The organism is Clostridium fessum (assembly GCF_027698965.1).
GTDB lineage: Bacteria > Bacillota > Clostridia > Lachnospirales > Lachnospiraceae > Otoolea > Otoolea fessa.
In genome coordinates, this window is record NZ_JAQEQF010000001.1 from 136794 (window position 1) to 153946 (window position 17153).

General features: G+C 52.1%; 15 protein-coding genes. 1 reads left to right on the forward strand and 14 read right to left on the reverse strand.

Annotation, left to right across the window (positions count from 1 at the left end):
- Position 1: 1 nt before the first annotated feature.
- The 10 genes from PG862_RS00535 to PG862_RS00580 all read right to left on the reverse strand — a co-directional run bounded on the left by PG862_RS00535 (position 2) and on the right by PG862_RS00580 (position 10386).
- A complete protein-coding gene (locus tag PG862_RS00535; protein WP_107000710.1) occupies positions 2 to 739 on the reverse strand; it encodes a glycosyltransferase family 2 protein in 738 nt (245 codons plus the stop codon).
- Positions 729 to 1679 carry a glycosyltransferase family 2 protein gene (locus PG862_RS00540; RefSeq protein ID WP_270706186.1) on the reverse strand — a complete coding sequence of 317 codons (951 nt, stop codon included), beginning with the start codon at positions 1677 to 1679 and terminating at the stop codon, positions 729 to 731. The genes PG862_RS00535 and PG862_RS00540 overlap by 11 nt, the downstream gene beginning before the upstream one ends.
- On the reverse strand, positions 1676 to 2524 hold the full coding sequence (locus PG862_RS00545) for a glycosyltransferase family A protein (RefSeq protein WP_270706187.1): 849 nt from the start codon (positions 2522 to 2524) through the stop codon (positions 1676 to 1678). Before PG862_RS00545 ends, PG862_RS00540 begins: the two co-directional genes overlap by 4 nt.
- 117 nt (positions 2525 to 2641) lie before the next feature.
- Entirely contained in the window at positions 2642 to 4702 is a 2061-nt protein-coding gene (locus PG862_RS00550) for a DUF2142 domain-containing protein (RefSeq protein WP_270706189.1), read from the reverse strand.
- 128 nt (positions 4703 to 4830) lie between these two features.
- Positions 4831 to 5550 (reverse strand): phosphocholine cytidylyltransferase family protein, encoded by a 720-nt coding sequence (locus tag PG862_RS00555; RefSeq protein ID WP_270706190.1) that lies wholly within the window; start codon positions 5548 to 5550, stop codon positions 4831 to 4833.
- Complete coding sequence (locus PG862_RS00560) at positions 5547 to 6638, reverse strand: pyridoxal-phosphate-dependent aminotransferase family protein (RefSeq protein ID WP_270706191.1); 1092 nt, start codon at positions 6636 to 6638, stop codon at positions 5547 to 5549. Before PG862_RS00560 ends, PG862_RS00555 begins: the two co-directional genes overlap by 4 nt.
- A gap of 196 nt (positions 6639 to 6834) precedes the next feature.
- A complete protein-coding gene (locus tag PG862_RS00565) occupies positions 6835 to 8118 on the reverse strand; it encodes a lipopolysaccharide biosynthesis protein (protein ID WP_333491307.1) in 1284 nt (427 codons plus the stop codon).
- Positions 8118 to 8978 (reverse strand): LicD family protein, encoded by an 861-nt coding sequence (locus tag PG862_RS00570; protein ID WP_233430211.1) that lies wholly within the window; start codon positions 8976 to 8978, stop codon positions 8118 to 8120. The genes PG862_RS00565 and PG862_RS00570 overlap by 1 nt, the downstream gene beginning before the upstream one ends.
- Before the next feature lie 119 nt (positions 8979 to 9097).
- Positions 9098 to 9580 carry a threonine/serine exporter family protein gene (locus tag PG862_RS00575; RefSeq protein ID WP_243099882.1) on the reverse strand — a complete coding sequence of 161 codons (483 nt, stop codon included), beginning with the start codon at positions 9578 to 9580 and terminating at the stop codon, positions 9098 to 9100.
- Entirely contained in the window at positions 9580 to 10386 is an 807-nt protein-coding gene (locus PG862_RS00580; RefSeq protein WP_107000715.1) for a threonine/serine exporter family protein, read from the reverse strand. Before PG862_RS00580 ends, PG862_RS00575 begins: the two co-directional genes overlap by 1 nt.
- Before the next feature lie 244 nt (positions 10387 to 10630).
- On the opposite strand from PG862_RS00580, the gene PG862_RS00585 reads away from it, so the two are divergent.
- Positions 10631 to 11224: a cupin domain-containing protein gene (locus tag PG862_RS00585; protein WP_022360036.1), complete on the forward strand. Its 594-nt coding sequence runs from the start codon at positions 10631 to 10633 to the stop codon at positions 11222 to 11224.
- A 137-nt stretch (positions 11225 to 11361) separates the two neighbouring features.
- On the opposite strand, the gene PG862_RS00590 is transcribed toward PG862_RS00585, so the two are convergent.
- From PG862_RS00590 to PG862_RS00605, 4 genes are all read right to left on the reverse strand, one after another.
- A complete protein-coding gene (locus PG862_RS00590; protein WP_270231203.1) occupies positions 11362 to 12561 on the reverse strand; it encodes an amidohydrolase family protein in 1200 nt (399 codons plus the stop codon).
- Positions 12562 to 12965: 404 nt separating this feature from the next.
- Positions 12966 to 14633: a 2-isopropylmalate synthase gene (leuA, locus tag PG862_RS00595; RefSeq protein WP_270706194.1), complete on the reverse strand. Its 1668-nt coding sequence runs from the start codon at positions 14631 to 14633 to the stop codon at positions 12966 to 12968.
- 476 nt (positions 14634 to 15109) lie between these two features.
- The gene (locus PG862_RS00600) at positions 15110 to 15664 is read right to left on the reverse strand and encodes a phosphatase PAP2 family protein (RefSeq protein ID WP_333491420.1); all 555 of its coding nucleotides are present in this window, start codon (positions 15662 to 15664) and stop codon (positions 15110 to 15112) included.
- A 23-nt stretch (positions 15665 to 15687) separates the two neighbouring features.
- On the reverse strand, positions 15688 to 17040 hold the full coding sequence (locus PG862_RS00605; RefSeq protein ID WP_107000719.1) for an MATE family efflux transporter: 1353 nt from the start codon (positions 17038 to 17040) through the stop codon (positions 15688 to 15690).
- Positions 17041 to 17153 lie beyond the last annotated feature (113 nt).

Genomic DNA, 17153 nt, shown 5'->3' on the forward strand with positions numbered 1-17153 from the left:
GCTACCTCCTCTTTCTGAAATTCTGGATTAACAGAATCGAAATCAGCATTTTAAGCATATACCGCATCGCATTGACCGGTGTCAGGTAACTGACTCCCAGAATCCGTTCATCCATGATGACCGGCACCTCCGCCACCCGCGCGCCCTGGCGGATCAGGTAGGAAACGGTGTCCGGCTCCGGACCGTAGTTAAGCCCCGATGCAAATTCGCGGATCATGCGCTTGCTGAACATCCGCATTCCCGAGGTCGGATCCTTGATATTGACACCAGTTGTGAAGCGGATCGCCATCTCGATCAGATTACTTCCAAGCATCCGCATCGTAAATGGCTTTTTCTCCCCGACAAACCGGGAACCGATGACGATATCGTAACCTTCTTCCATTTTCTTGATCATGGATTCCAGATACTCCGGACGGTGCTGTCCGTCTCCATCGAGCTGGACCGCATATTGATATCCGTACTTGTCGGCATATTTAAGTCCCGCCTGAAATGCCCCCGCCAGTCCCAGATTGACCGGAAGGTTCAACAGATTATATCCATTTCTCTGGCAGATCGCCGCCGTCTCATCGCGCGATCCGTCATTGACGACCACATAATCATACTGCGGAAAATTGGCAGTCAGATGGTTCACAACCCGCTCTATATTTTCGGCTTCGTTGTACGCCGGTATGACTATCAAAAGTTCGGCTTTTTCCGCCCCAGAAGCTTCTTCTGTGGACAATAACGCCTTATCTTCCATCGCCCGCTTCTCCTTCCCAGTATGCCGGATTCATCGTCAGGCTTCGAATCAGCCCCTCCGGCAGCTTTTTATAATGCTTTCCCAGCCAGTACCCGGCATATTTGCTTCCGCTCGCCATCACAAGCTGTGGCAGAAGAAGCACATGACCATTTTCCACCAGCCATTTCGCTGTTTTCTTCACCAGACGGATTCCCTCGCCCTCCGAATGAAGGTGCCCAAACACCTCGGGGTGATCCGCCTGCGATACGCCAAGGTCGAAATTCCGGTGCAGCTGCTGCATCGCCGTATAATTGTGGGAATGGATGACCTGCGCGTCCGCCGCGTAGGCAATCTGATACCCGGCTTCCACCGCGTGTCCGGCAAAAATCATATCCTCGTTGAAAATGGTTTTCTTCGTAAATCCGCCAAGCTTCAGGTAAATATCCCGCCGGTATGCCGCGCAGACATTGGAACAGAAATACGTCTTGATTCCCAGCTCGTCCTCGTCCTCTTTCCCTTTCAGACGGCTCACCGCCGGATAATTAAAGTCCCTCGTATACCGTTCAATCACACCGCAGTCCGCCGCCGGAAGCTGTCTCGCATATGCTGCCGCCACACGTTCCGAAGCATCCAGCGCCTCCAGAAGCTCTTTCACCAGATTCCGGTCATACGGCACGCAGTCGTGCGTCATGCAGATGCAGACATCCGCATCTGATTTCAAAATTCCCTCATGGCGCGTCCTTCCATGGTCAAATTCCGACTGGCGGATATGGCACACGGTCAGCTTCGTATCTTCCCCCTCAAATAAGGACTCAAACCGCTCAGCATCCCAGTACTTTTCTTCCGTATTCATGATGATCACACGGTCCACCGGCACACTCTGTTCCAACAGCCGCCGCAGAAGTTTTTCCAGCTTATCCCCCGGTTTGAACGTAGGTATAATCACATCGGCTTTTCTCATTTTTCGTACTCCTTATAGGCTTTTCTGTAAAAATGCATCAGAATCTTTACCATCCAGTCCGGCCACATTTTCCGGAACATCGCCATCTCATCCGCCGGGCGCCGGTTGTCCTCGATGCAGGCTTTCGTCGTCGCCGCCGCATGAACGCGGTAGGCAATCAGCGGTTTTTCCGAACAGATAAAACGCCCTTTTTTGCCCGCCAGCTCGTAAAGGTTGTCCCAGTCCAGCGCAAAATCATACTCCGAATGGAACATATCGTCCCCAATCTGTTCTTTATTGTACGTGCAGGACGGACAGCAGATTGAATTGCCAAACCAGACACTGCTCCGCTTGATCCATGTGCGGTTTGCCAGGAAACGAAGCCGCAGCGGCAGGCGCAGTATCTTTTTTACCAGCCAGACCATGTTAAATGGCTCCGGAATGGCTTTCATTTTTCCCTCTTTCTCCGTCATGCGGATCGTGAGATAATCGCTCGCAAACAGCAGCAGATCCGGATATTTCTTCCATGCCTTTAAAAGCTTTTCGGCATAATCGCTGCGGTATCGGTCGTCCTGATGCGCGATCGTGACAAAACGCCCCTGCGCTTTTCCATAGGCAAACATCCAGTCCTCACGGATATTGCTCGCCCCGTCCCGCACATAGAGCGGCACCCGATACCGCGCTGTCAGCTCCCGGACATAGCTGCTCGGCGTCGAGGTACAGCAGATCACCTCCGATTTGACCGTCTGGCTCGTCACCGAACGCAGACATTCTTCCAGATATGGCGAATCCTTATATGCACAGACCGCAAATGTATGAATGATTTCCTGCTGCATCTCGTTTCCCTTTCTCTCTCGCTCTTTCATGCCGCACTTCTGCCTTCTCGTTTTTCAAGAGCGGTACCTGCTTGAATTTATTTTTACCAGACTTATGATCGATTTTAACGTTTCAAACATCTTTTCCTGCTTCTGGCTTGCTTATGCTTACCGGCAGAACTTCATCCAGATATCCAGATAAACCGTTGCCGCCAGAATCAGCGCCGCCGCCCCTAACACCAGCGCATGATAGTTTTTATTCTCCATCCGCACCATCACCCGCTCCGGGTTTAATACCAGCCAGACAAGCGGCAGAAATGGCAGATAATAGCGCCCCTGTACGCCGTCGATATAGGTATTACCCGGTCTGGTAAATGCGATGTACATCGAAGTCCAGACCAGCACTGCCGTTCCCGCGCAGAGTACGGATATCCACAGCTTCTGTTTTTTTGACAGACGTTTTCCACAGGACGACTGCCCGGCTGTGAGGATAACTGCCGCCGAACCGGCGTACAGCGCCCACGGAAATGACATCGTTCCCGTGTGTCCCAGAAGCCCCAGCGAATTTTCGCCCAGCACATAGGACGGAAGCGTCCGGAACAGGTTGCACATCAGCACCCATGCATAGGCAAGCGGCTGTCCCAGAATGTATGCCATCTGCCCTTTCTCGCTGGTGCTGTCGCCTCTCGTATCCCCGATATCGCGCGGCGCGATCAGAACCGGCAGGATGAAAGATAACATCATCAGACCGCAGATCACGATAAATCCACCCTTCATCAGGTACATTTCCCGTTTAGAACGGAACTTTTCTGCCGGAATCATCAGTCCCAGCAGAATGAGCGGCGCATATACCGCCTTGACGCGGCAGCCCCATACAAAGGTAAGCACGATAAGCGCATACGCTTTCCAGTCCATTTTCCGCCCGCCAAGCGCCGCTTCCAGAATGCCCGCAAAAGACAGCCACAAAAACGCCGTGACGGTCGGGTCATAGGAATATGCCCCCGCCAGCATCATCGGCTCGGGCATCAGCGCCAGAAATGCCAGGATTGCCTTGCCGACCGGTGTTTTTTTGATGGCAAAATACAAAACTGCCGCATAGACATAGAGATTTCCCAGCCGCCCCAGCTTATACAGGATTCCAAATGGGATATGAAGCAGCCCGCCCGCTTTCAGCACCAGCGCCGAGCCCACATATCCGGTCATCGTCGTTTTGTTGAGATCCGTACTCCAGAGATGTTCACCGTGCCGGTAACCCGCATTCTGATTCAGATACGAAGTGAGCGCCGCCTGCTCGTCCTGGTTTTCCGGCTGGTTGTATGGCCAAGTATCTACGCCCGCCGTAAACTCCTGTAAAAGCGCCGGATCCGCCTGCACCGGCGTCCGGTAATTTGCCATCCAGAACGCCTGCGCGAAATGCACTTCCTCATCCCAGCTCACCTTATTTGCCGGGAGCGACAGTGAAAATATTGTTCCAAACGTCAGGGAGAGCAGCAGAAATCCAACCTCGATGCGCTTTGCCACAAAATCCCGGAAACAGAGAAGTGCGATCAAAACCGCCGCCGCACACCAGAACAGTCCCAGCCGGTACCAGTTGATACCTGCCCGCGCCACCGTCGCAAACCCGGTCAGTGCAAGCGGCATCCCGCCAAAATTCATGTAGGAAAGCCCTTCTTCGTCTAGATCCTCCCGCGTGATCAGAAGATCCACGTAGTCCAGCTTCCCATTCACCGGAACCGAAGAAAATTTCAGCACCCGGCAGTTGCGGTCCATGACCATCTTTGCGTCGTGCTCCCGCTGCTCGCCGTAGATGTTGCGGTAACCGAGGCGGACGGTGGCATTTAACAGACCATCGTAATCATAGTGGTAGAGAAACTGGCTGACATAGCTGCCGTCCAGTGGAATGTGAAGATAACCGCTTGCATCCGAAAGCTGCAGCACCTCTGTATTTTCCACCTGCCGCCTATTCTCTCCAATGATTTGCCCCGGATCTCCGGTGATTTCACCCAAACCGTTCTTTTCTGTCTCTACCCGCTCAAATCCGCTCACCTGCACCTCGTCCAGAGCGATCGTCCGCGTCGCCTGCCGCGTCCATCCATTTGCCCGGAGCGCCGGGAAATTGCAGACAAACTCGCCCAGAACACCGATCACAAAGACTGCCACAAGCGCCAGAAGCAGCCGCAGCACATCTTTTTTCTCTATTCGATTGATAAAATGCCTGTTAAACTGCATCTGTACTTCTCCCTTATTTTTCCCGTTTAAATTCGGTAAATTTCTGCTGCCACCACGTTTTCTTACGGCACTTTCGGTTCCAAAAGCGCCTACCCGTGAACCGTGTTTTGTCTTTCAAATCAAGCGCTCTAGCGCACTATCTTCTCCACACCTCTATGTTTCAGGATGCGCTCATAATCCTCAATATAATCAACCTCCGCCCAGAAATGCCCGCTGACGTCCTCGACATAGACCGGCTGCTGCCCGGTCATGCTGTAAACAACATTTTCCCACCAGACGCCGTGCTCCTGGCGGTCGATCATCTCCTCCATCCGGCAGATAAATTCCGGCATAAATGCCGCTGAAAACCGTCCGATTCCGATGTACTCGCCCGTCACATCATCCCCGGTCAGCTCTTTTCCATATTTTTTCAAAATTCCATCTTCATAGAAGAACTTATAATCCGCTGTCTCCCGTCGGCTCTCGTCCGCAAACATCACCGGGCTCCTGCCCTGCGCGAGGATCCGGTCAAGCAATTTTTCCTCCAGGTATACGTCACCGTTCATGATCAGCAGATCGTCCCCCATCAAGAACTCCTTCGCAAACCATGCAGACGCAATGCTGTTTGTCACATCGTAAAACGGGTTGTAAAAAAAGGATACTCCCTTATCTGCCAAAACCTCGCGGATCACCTGCGCCTCATAGCCCAGCACGATACCGATGTCCTGGATACCCCGGGAATGAAGCAGGTCGATCGTGTACTCGATCAGGCACTGTCCGCCGCCGATATCCACCGTACATTTTGGTTTTCCCGACAGATAACGCGAGATCCGGGTTCCCCGTCCCGCTGCCAGAATCAATACTTTCACAGAAGCCCCCTCCTTTGCATATCTTTCCACGCCGCAATCAGGCTGTCATTGTCTTCCGGCGTCAATGCGCCGATATGACCGACGCGGAACACCGTGTCGGCAAGCGCGCCGCCGTTCGGGCAGATCCAGATGCCGTATTCATCCTTCAAAATCTCAAAAATCCGATGCGCCGAGACCGGTTTTCCATCTTTATCCACACCCGTCGGGTGAAGCGGTGTCAATGCAGCCGAGAGAGAATTGGAAACAATCTCAAACGGCAGATCTTTAATTTTGCTTCGGAAATCCTCCGCCTGACAGCGGATCCGTGCCTGTTCTGCCGCAAGCCCTTTTTCCTCGATCATCGTCAGCCGTTTATGAAGCTGTAAAAGCACTCCGACCGCTGGTGTAAACGGCGTCTGCCCCCGCTCGCCATTTTTCAGATAGTCGCGCAGATCAAAATACATCGAGCGGACCACCGTCTCCTGCACTCTCGCGATCGCACGCGCCCCCAGCACCAGAATCGAGATTCCCGGCGGAAGTGCCAGCGCTTTCTGAGAACCGGTCAGCACCAGATCAACGCCCCATTTTCCCATCCAAAATGGATCGGCAAGAAACGAGCTGACCGCGTCAACCGCCAGGATCAGCTGGTTTCGTCTGCAAAAGTCCGAAATCAGCTCCATATCATAGAGAACGCCCGTGGAAGTCTCATGGACATTGACTAAAAATCCGGTAAATCCTTTTCCCTCATACGGTGCCAGGTCTTCTGCCCGAAGCGCCCGTCCGCTCTCCAGCTGGATCTCCTCATGAGGAACTTCATGGATCTCACAAATTTTCGCAAACCGCGCGCCAAAACTGCCGCCGTTTACGACCAGCACGCGGTCGCGCTCTGTAAAAAGGTTCATGACTGCCGCTTCCATCGCCGCCGTGCCCGAACCTGTCAGGAAAACCGCCCTCGCATCCTCCGGCGCCCCCGTGAACTGCTTCATCAGGCGCTCATTTTCCTTCATAATTGCAGAAAATTCCGGTGTGCGGAAATATGGCACTTCTTCCGCCCCGATCGCCCGGATTTCCTCGTCCATCTGAACCGGTCCTACCGCAAAATTAATCATACATTTCCTCCAAATCTATCTAATGTACTCTCGAAATCTTTCTGTGCTCGATTTTGTGAGATGATTTTTTGTCAGTTGTGCCCAAATTTCTGAGGCGTACGCGGTGCGTACGTTGATGAAATTCGGGTGCGGCTGGCGGAAAATCAGCCACAAAAGCAAGTGCAGAAAGACTCCGAGAGTACATTCTAAACAAGTTCTATATCCCGCGTACCCGTCTCCGGTACATCACAAGCGACGTCAGTCCAAAGCAGGCAGTCAGTGCCGCCATCAAAAGCAGATACGAAAGCGATCCTCCCAGCAGTCCCGCCGCCCGTACACAGGGCGAAGAAATAAGGAGCGCCGCTGCCGTCACACCGACATAACCCAGAAAAATTCGTTTCTGCTCCTGCATAATGATGAGTGCATAATAAAACAGATTCACATACGCATTGAACGCGCCGCCCAGAATGATAAACGTCAGCGCCAGGCGGCATTCCCGCAGCATGTACGCAATCTTCGGATATAATATTGAGAGGACCGGGATTCCGAGAATCCAAGCACCCCCGACTGCCAGCGCCGTAAGCGCCGCGATGATTGCCGCCAGCCGGCCTACCGTCCCGGCAAATTCCGGGAGCGCATTCCGCTCCCACTGATCCGAGAGTTTCGTGATATACGGGCGGATGACGAAGCCTGCCACCAGATTGATGACGCTGGTCGGCATAAAGATCGCACCGAATACCGCCTGATACTTGTCCGCCATATTGCCCTCGATCGCATATTTCGCGGCAGAAAAAATATAAAAATCCAGAATAACCGATAAAAACAGGACTACATTTTCTTTAAACAACAGCCCGACACGCCCGGAGCGGACCTCCCAGTCCACCTGCGGCAGATGACCGATTACCGAAAAATCAAACAGGCACACGCCCGCCAGCTGCGCCAGTACCGCCGCCAGGCAGGAGCCAACCAGGTTGTGGGTCGCATTCAAACTGCCTAAAAAGACACCGACCGATAAAACCGTCCTGAATGCGTTTGATTTGCCCGTCAGATACAGGCGTCCATCACGCTGAAATTCTGCCTCGTAAGCGTCCGCGAAACCGTCGATCACCTTGTACGCGACCATTAAAAACACCGTCGCCGCCTTGACAAAGGCATAGTCCCGGTTGATCACCGTCACATAAAAAAGCCCGGCTACCAGCGCCGCGCCGCAGGTCATCAGGCGCAGCCGCAGATATTCGCCAAACGTAAACCGCCGCCTCGTATCCGTGATCTGGAACGGGCGGATGCCAAAATAGGCCACCATAAACATATGCTGACCAAATGTAGAATACGCAAAGGAGAAGATACCGCCCTCATCCTCGCCGACAATCTGGATGACCGCGATCGTCAGCACCATGGACGCCAGTGCATAGAGAAAGCTCCCTATCATATTCCAGCTCATATTTCGTTTTTCAATCTGCCCGTCTCCACCGATCAGGGCGTTCGCTAAATATTTTACCACTACAGTATCTCTTCCTTTGAAAATTCCAGCCGGCTCGGCGTGTGTGTTTTGCGTTTTTCAACCGGCGGAAGCTGCATGAAATCGCCATACATTTTTGTCAGCATTTCCTCGATATTTCCTGGGAAATTCATGCGTCTGCCCTCAAATTCCAGCTTCCGGAGCGGATAACAGCGCGTCCGATCCACGACATTCCAGTATGGGCTTGTGTCCGGCAGAAATGCCATCCGGCGTGTCCGGTATTTATTGTATTTACGGCAGACCCGCTCACAGCGCATCCGCAGCCACTGAGGCGAGATATGGAGCAGCTTCATCGCCTTGTAGACCATCCCGCAGACCGCCCAGATAAGCTTCGCCTTGATGCCCCGCTGCTGCAGCGTCGGACGCGGAATCGCCCGCAGAATCATCAGCTTACTCCAGAACCAGGCCGTCCACGACTGAATCTGGTATAGAACCGGGTTGTCCGCCACATTGTCAAGCACATAAAGATCCAGAAAGATGCCGAACGGACAGTCCACATCCTTCATAACCTCCTCAACAAACACCGTCCCCTTCTTCACCAGACGGGTCGTCATCAGCGGATAATTGGGATATCGCTCTGCATTGAGAACCAGATACCGGTCGCTCATCTTCTTTTCCACGATCCGGAGCAGGCGCTCAAAATCCCGCCGCGGCATCGCAATATCGATATCGTCGTCCCAGGGAATAAATCCCTTGTGCCGCAGCGCACCAATTCCCGTTCCGGCTATCCCGAAATATTCCAGATGATAGTCTTCACAGATCCGGATAAAATCATCCAGAATCGACAGAATCTCTCCCTGCAGCTGTTTCAGAACTTCTGGCTCATAAAATTTACTGTCCATATCGATGTCTGTCCCCTCCATCAAGCCCGCAGAACACCCCACGCCTGCCGCAGCTGATCATATTTTCCTTAATAGTATGAGGGTATTCTACTATATTTTAAAAGAAAAGTAAACCGCGGCTACTTTTTACCCTCTTTCTCAGGTTCCCACACCTCTATCTCCCGCTTCCATCCAAACAGGTGTCCCGGAAGCGAATATGCCGCTCCGATCCCCAGCCCGATTGCGATCGCCATCTTGATTGTATCCATGCCATACTGGAGCGCCAGCGCTTCCTGCCCCATAAAAAAGTTGTAGGCGGTATAATAGATCGCCGCTCCGGGCACAAGCGGGAAGATGCCGCAGACCAGAAAGAGGAGCGTCGGCGCTTTCCGCTGTACCGCCAGACAGCGCGACAGCATCGTCAAAACCGCGCTCGCCGCGAAGGTCCCGATGATCGGCGTCTGATAAGCTGCCATGACCGCCAGATACACGCCCCAGCCGACTGCCCCGCAGATACCACAATCCAGCCAATACTTCTTCGGAACTCCAAACAGCGCCGAAAAGGCGGCAGTTCCGACACAGGCCGCCAGAAGCTGCCCCAGAATTTCCCCTGCCATTTCCATCAGAGCATACCTCCCATCGCAAACATCCAGAACCGCAGTGCCACACCAACTCCGATCGCGATACAGCCCGCCGTCAAAAAGGCGTCTACAAAACGGATCAGACCGGATAAATAATCATTTTCCAAAAAATTCCGGATCGAATTGGTCAGCGGCACCCCCGGCGCCAGCGTGAACACAGCTCCGATCATGACATGATCCAGGCTTTCTCCCAGCCCGATCCAACACAGAAAACAACAGCACAATGCAAGCACGCTGCTCGTCATGATCGTCTGCATCATCCGGGACGAGGAAAAGCGCGGAGCTGCGTATAAAAGGAACAAATACAGCAGCACGCCCGTCACAAATGCCGCCGCCGTATCGCGCAGACTGCCCTGGAACAGGTAACAAAATCCGGCGCTTCCAATTCCTGCCGCCAGAACCTTTCCCCGATTTTCGATCACTTTCATCTGTTCAATCTGCTCAAGGCGCATCCGCATCTCATAAGGACCACATTTACCCGCCGCAATCTTTCTCGACAAATCGTTTAAGGCATCCACCCGGCATAGAATCGTAGGTGCCAGCGGCACATGGCAGATACGGCTGGAATAAAACCGCCCGTCAATCACCACATTTGAAAAAATCCCATTTGCAATCACATACGCATTGAATGCTTCGAGACGCAGCGCCCGCGCCGCATACTCCATCGCCTGCTCCGCCCGGAATACCTCCCCGCCATTGGAAAGAATCGCATTCCCCAGACGAGTCACCAAACGGAAGCGCTCGATCTGGGAACAATCCTCGATCGAAGCGCGTACTATTTCCTTCATTCTGTTTCTCCCCCTGTTTTTATTTTCTGTCCACCCGTTTTCTCTATCCCATTTTCTCCCCCATCTATCCGCTCACTGATTCACTTCTCCAAATCCGCCGCCCATTTTGGTCTTTTCCCAAAAAATCGTTCCATTTCGAATTAAATTTACCCGTCAAAACTACCCCTTTGGTTGACGTTCCAACAAAAATCCTGTATAGTGAATATATTATATTAAAGAATGATGCCGCAAGGGGGATATATCTATGGATCATAATGTTACCATCGGTGCCAAGGTAAAAGCCTTCCGTACCGCAAAAAAATACACACTGAAACAGCTCAGCGAAGAGTCCGGTCTGTCCATCGGCTTTCTTTCCCAGTTGGAGCGCGGTCTCTCTTCGATTGCAATCGACTCTCTGGCAAAGCTTGCTACGATTCTCGGAGTCAGTCTGTCTTCGTTCTTTGACTCCTCCGCCGATCAGGAGAAATCCCCGGTCAGCCGGAGTTTTGCCATGCACTGTTCCCAGATCAACCCCCAGATCGTACAGTACCTGGTCAATGGAAATGCACAGGGATTTGCCTGTCTTCCGCGTATCTTCCACCTGATGCCGTCTGCCACCACAAGCTCTGAAAACCAGCTTGAGATGAATCAGCACGACGGTGAAGAATTTATCTACGTTCTGGAGGGTATCCTGACCGTATATCTGGACGGCAGCGAATACTGCCTGAATCCGGGCGACAGCATCCAGATCCACTCCCAGACCCCGCATGACTGGGTCAACAACACAAACCGTGTCGTTAAGATTCTGACCGTACACACGCCGAATCCGTTTGTTCATGGGAATGAAGTCGTATTTTAAACAGTCTGCGCGGTATAGATACATAATAAAAGCTGTCTCTTTTAGAATTTCAAGATGTTTTTATTTTCTTTTTGGTTTTCCCATCTCAGGAAACAAAAACTCCTGCACTTCTGAAAAAGACAGCTTTTTCATATCTTTTACACCGTATACACCATTTTTCCTGCCAGATACACTTCCAGCACATCATCCAGCGCACGAATATTCTTTGAGACATCTCCCTTTACAACCAGCAGATCCCCCGCCAGGCCCTCTTTCAGGCTACCCGTCTCCTTCTCGATTCCAAGCACGCTCGCCGCATTGTATGTTGCGGTTCTCACTGCCTCCACCGGCGTGATTCCATAGTCTACCATATAGCCGAGTTCCTGATGAATCGGAAGCGGCGGTGCTTTGTAGAGTACCATGTCGCTGCCTGCCAGCACCGTAACTCCCGTGTCATAGAGCTTTTTGAAATTGTCCCGGTATGCCTCAAACGCCGGTTTGAAAAATGCCTGATCGTGAACGGCTCTGGCGGCGATCGGGTTGTCCATGTCCACACCCGCCTCGATCATCTGCTTCGTCTGCTCATACAAATACGTGTACGCCGTGATCGTCGGCGTCCACGCGATTCCTTTTTCTGCCATCTGGCGCGCCTGCGCCTCTGTTAAAAAGGTTCCGTGCTCGATCGTGTCAAATCCCGCGTCAATACACATCTGAATCGACGGCTGTGTACCCGAATGAACCGCGATCTTCACCCCCTGGCGGTGCGCCTCATCGACCGCTGCATCCAGCTCTTCCTGCGTAAATTCCGGGATATCGCCACGGTTGCTCGTCAGGATCTTGACCCAGTCAGCTCCCGCGCGCAGCTGTCTTCGGATAGCGGCGCGCACGCCCCACGGGCTGTCCGCCTCCTCGACCCCATCCTGATGTCCGTGTCCTCCGGTCATGCAGATACCTGCGTCCGCATGGATGATACGCGGAACCGTCACATACCCCTTCTGCCCTGCCAGACGCAGCTGCTTCATCAGATTGGGCGGACAGGACAGATCGCGCACCGTCGTGATGCCGAGCCGCAGCGACTGTTTCGCCTGTTCCAGCGCATAGTATGCCACCATATAATCGTCATAATTATCCAGATCCGGCTGGCTGTAGTAGTAACCGAAATGCACATGCATATCAAACAGTCCCGGCAGGATCGTCGCCTCGCCGTAATCCTTTACCATCTCTTCCGGGTAGCGCCCCGCCGCTTCCGCAGCGTCTCCTATCCAGCCGATTTTTCCCTCTTTATCCAGATACACCGCCTGATCCTGCAAACAGGTTCTGCCATCTCCGGTAATTAAATACTTCGCCCTTAGAATCATTTTCACGGACTTCCTTTCTCTTTTTCATAAGCATGAAATTTTCAGTCGAATATCGTCATTTCATGCAGTTTTTCAGTTTTCTATATCGTAACACCGGGATTTTGTTCTTGTCAATATTGGAATGCGGAGTGTACGCTAAAACGTGTTTCAATTGTGTTACTGTTCACGCATACGTGCCCAGTAACGGAATTTGCCGTGGCTTCGCATTTAAATACGGCAAATTCCTGCTGCCACCACGTTTTCTTACGGCACTTTCGGTTCCAAAAGTGCCTACCTGTGAACAGTAACTCAATTGTTACTGTTCACGGGCAGGCAGAAAAAGAGCGGCACACATTTCTGCATACCGCCCAAACCAGCGACTGTCCACACACAAGCAGTCACTCTGAATTGATTCATTTTATTTTTTAGTAGAACAATCTGTTTACCGCACTGAAGATACCGCGGATAGATGCTCTCGTAATGTTGGAGCTGATGCCGACACCGTAGGTTGCCCGGCCGCTCTTTACATCCATCAGATGGATGTAGGACGCTGCCTGTGCGCCGGAACCGGAACGAAGTGCATGCTCGTTGTAGTCCAGAACACGGATCTCGATGCCAAGTGCCTCCTCGATCGCTCTCTGTACCGCATCGATCGGTCCGTTACCTACGCCCTCAACGGTGCGCTCGGTGTCATGAGCGGTAAAGGTAAGAGTTGCAACGGTTGCGAATGCGCCGCCCTCGTACTCCTTGTCTGTGATCTGGCATTTTTTGAAGTGCATCGGCTCTTTTCTGTCCAGGTAGTTTGCACGGAACTCGTCCATGATCTGCTCCGGAGCTACCTCGCCCTGCTTTTCTGCAATCTTCTGGATAATGTCAGCAAACTCTTTGTGCATTCCCTTCGGAAGACGGAATCCGTAGAAGGAATCCATGACGAAGGCTACGCCGCCCTTGCCGGACTGGCTGTTGATGCGGACAACCGGCTCGTACTCGCGTCCGATATCACTCGGATCGATCGGCAGGTACGGAACCTCCCAGATGCCATCGGTTCTCTTCTGAAGCGCCTGCATACCCTTGCTGATCGCATCCTGATGGGAACCGGAAAATGCGGTAAATACCAGCTTGCCTGCATACGGATGTCTCGGATCAACGGTCATCTTTGTGCAGCGCTCGCAAACCTCGGTGATCTCCTTTACATTTTCCAGATTCAACTCCGGGTTGATACCCTGCGAGAACATATTGTAAGCGATATTTAATATGTCGATATTACCAGTACGCTCGCCGTTTCCAAGCAGTGTACCCTCGACACGGTCTGCACCTGCCAAGAGAGCCAGCTCGGTCGCTGCAATGCCGGTACCACGGTCATTGTGCGGATGGATACTTAAAATAATGCTGTCACGGTTCTTAAAATGCCTGTTCATCCACTCGATCTGGTCTGCGTATACGTTCGGAGTCGTCATCTCAACCGTTGCCGGAAGGTTGATGATGATCTTATTGTCCGGGGTTGCGCCCCACTCTTCCTGTACAGCGGTGCAAATATCCAGTGCAAAATCAAGCTCGGTTCCGGTAAAGCTCTCCGGAGAGTACTCAAGGATTACTTTTCCGTCGTAATCTTTCATATATTTCTTTACCATGCGGGTACCATCGATCGCGATCTGCTTTACTTCCTCGCGGTCTGCATGGAATACAACCTCACGCTGTAAGGTAGAAGTCGAATTGTAAATATGTACGATCGCCTTCGGAATACCCTGGATGGCATCGAAGGTTCTCTTGATCAGGTGCTCGCGGCACTGGGTCAGAACCTGTACAACTACGTCGTCCGGGATAAGCTTGCGTTCTACTAACTGGCGCAGGAAATCGTACTCGATCTGGGAAGCTGCCGGGAAGCCAATCTCGATCTCTTTAAATCCAAGTTTTACCAGGAGGTTGAACATCTCAATCTTCTCCTCTACGACCATCGGCTCAACCAGTGCCTGGTTGCCGTCGCGCAGGTCAACGCTGCACCAGATCGGCGCTTTCTCAATCTCTTTATTCGGCCACTCACGCTCCGGGTAATTTACCACAGGAACTCTCTTATATTTCTTGTAATTTAACATGTCTTTCTCCTCCATCACTCTATAATGTACTCTCGGAGTCTTTTCTGCACCTGCTTTTGTGGCTGATTTTCCGCCAGCCGCACCCGAATTTCATCAACGTACGCACCGCGTACGCCTCAGAAATTTGGGCACAACTGACAAAAAAACATCTCACAAAATCAAGCACAGAAAGATTCCGAGAGCACATTACCCCTGGTCGCTTTCCAGGTACCTCATCATCAAAAAACGCAGTTCCTATCATCCTAAGCTTTGGAGTCGATAGATCACGCCGTACCTTTTAACAATGAATAAAATTACTGATTCTGGTCTAACCCCATCATAATCATCCCTTTTCTATCATAAAAGAAATTATTTCGATTATAGATTATACCATCGGAAATAAAGGATATCAAGAGAAAAACGGGGCAATTACAGGTATTCTGGCATTACTGTTCACGTATGCGTGAACAGTAACTTCTGGCATCTCTTACATAAAATTATCTATTTTTTCTGTCCTCTGGTTTTTTCATCTTCTGTCTCCAGGACCGTATCAGATGCGCCGCCAGCCGGTTTCCAAAATACCCCGCCGCGCACCCCACAATCATGCCGCCCAAAACATCGGTCGGGTAATGCACATATAAATACATTCTTGAAAACGCCATCAGGATCGCCAGAGGCAACGTGATTTTCCACCATTTTTTCGCCCCGGCAAAGTACAGAGCCGCGACCGCAGCAAACGAAGCTGCCGTATGTCCCGACGGGAAGGAATAGTCCGCCGGGCGGGCAATGATCAGCTGAACTGTCTGATTCACATCGCACGGACGGATCCGGCAAACCATAGGCTTTAGTAAGATATTACAGATGATCGCATCCAGACAGAGCGCTACCGCCAGCGCAGCTCCCCATCTTCTCGTCCGCGGAATCATAAGCAGCAGGCATGTAAACAGAATCCAAATCATTCCTGCATTTCCAAGCCGCGAAATAAACACCATCCAGACATCGCCCACCGGCGTCCGCATCTGCTGAATCCAATCCAGTATTTGTAACTCCATTTTCATTTTGCTCCCTCTGTTTTTTACACAACTTTATGCGCGAGCCATCTCCGGCCCATAAAGCGGAATGTGAATACGATGCCCCGGATCGTCCAGTCTGTAAACATGCCGATCCACACCGCGATCGGTCCGAAGCCGTGGACGCGGCAGAGATAAATGCACAGCGTCACCCGGAACGCCCACATACTGATGCAGGAGAGAATCATCGAAAACCTCACATCCCCGGCAGCCCGCATTCCATATGCCGGAATAAATGCGAGCGTCCAGACGATCGGCTTTACCACCGTGATCCATCCGACCATGTAGAGACACATCTTCGCACTCTCCGGCTCCATGCCGCCCAGAATCGTGACCGGTTTCGTCGCCAGAAATACGAGCGCACAGCTTGCGATGATGACGACCTCCGCCACTGCCGTCAATTTTTTGATATAATAGATCGCCTCATCCTTGCGCCCCGCGCCGAGACACTGTCCGACCACCGTCATCATGCCGATTCCGATACCGATCGCCGCGATGCCGTTTAAGTTTTCCAGAATATTCGTCATCGCCTGGGCTGCGATCGCGATCGTCCCGAGGGTCGAGACGGTTGACTGAATCGCAAGTTTTCCAAACTGGAACATCGCATTTTCGATACCGTTTGGGATTCCCAATGAGAGAATCCGCATAATCCGGCGTCCGTCCGGACGGATATGCAGATAGTCACGCACCGCAATTTCCTGGCTGGGATTGTGCAAAAAGGCGAACACCACCACTGCCGAGATAACGCGGGAACCGAGCGTGGCAATCGCCGCACCGGCAACTCCAAGATGGAAGCCCCAGATAAGCACCGCATTTCCGGCGATATTTAACCCGTTAGAGACGACCGCGATCGTCATCGGAAGCCTTGTATTTCCTTGCGCCCGGTAGATCGAGGAACCGGCATCATAGAGGGCGATAAATGGGAACGAAAGCGCCGTGTAGAAGAAATAGGTCTGCGCTGCCTCCATGACATCCGCCTCGACGCTGCCGAAAATCAGCCGCAGCAGCGGTCCGCGTGTCAGAAGGCAGACTGCCATGACCGCCGACGAGATGCACGCCACCACAAAAGATAACTGTCTCGCGGATTCCTCCGCATTTTTCTTATCTTTCTGTCCGATGTACTGGGAGCAGACGATCGTGCCGCCTGCCGCCAGCGCATAGAATGCCTGTATCACTAAAATATTGATGGAGTCAACCAACGAAACCGCCGAGATCGCCGCCGATCCCACGTTGCTGACCATAATGCTGTCCGCTGTACCCATCAGGGAGTTTAAAATCTGCTCTACGATCAGCGGAACCAGAAGAATCCGCAGATCGCGATTGCTGAAAAGATGATTTGTCTGCTCTTGTCTGCCCATATGCTGTCCTGTAACTTTCTATATTTTATTCTCTGTCCAAATGGTCTGTTTTTCTAACGGTCAGGCATAACATGCACGGACGCCGCCGCATCTGAGACAAAATTACCCCCCTT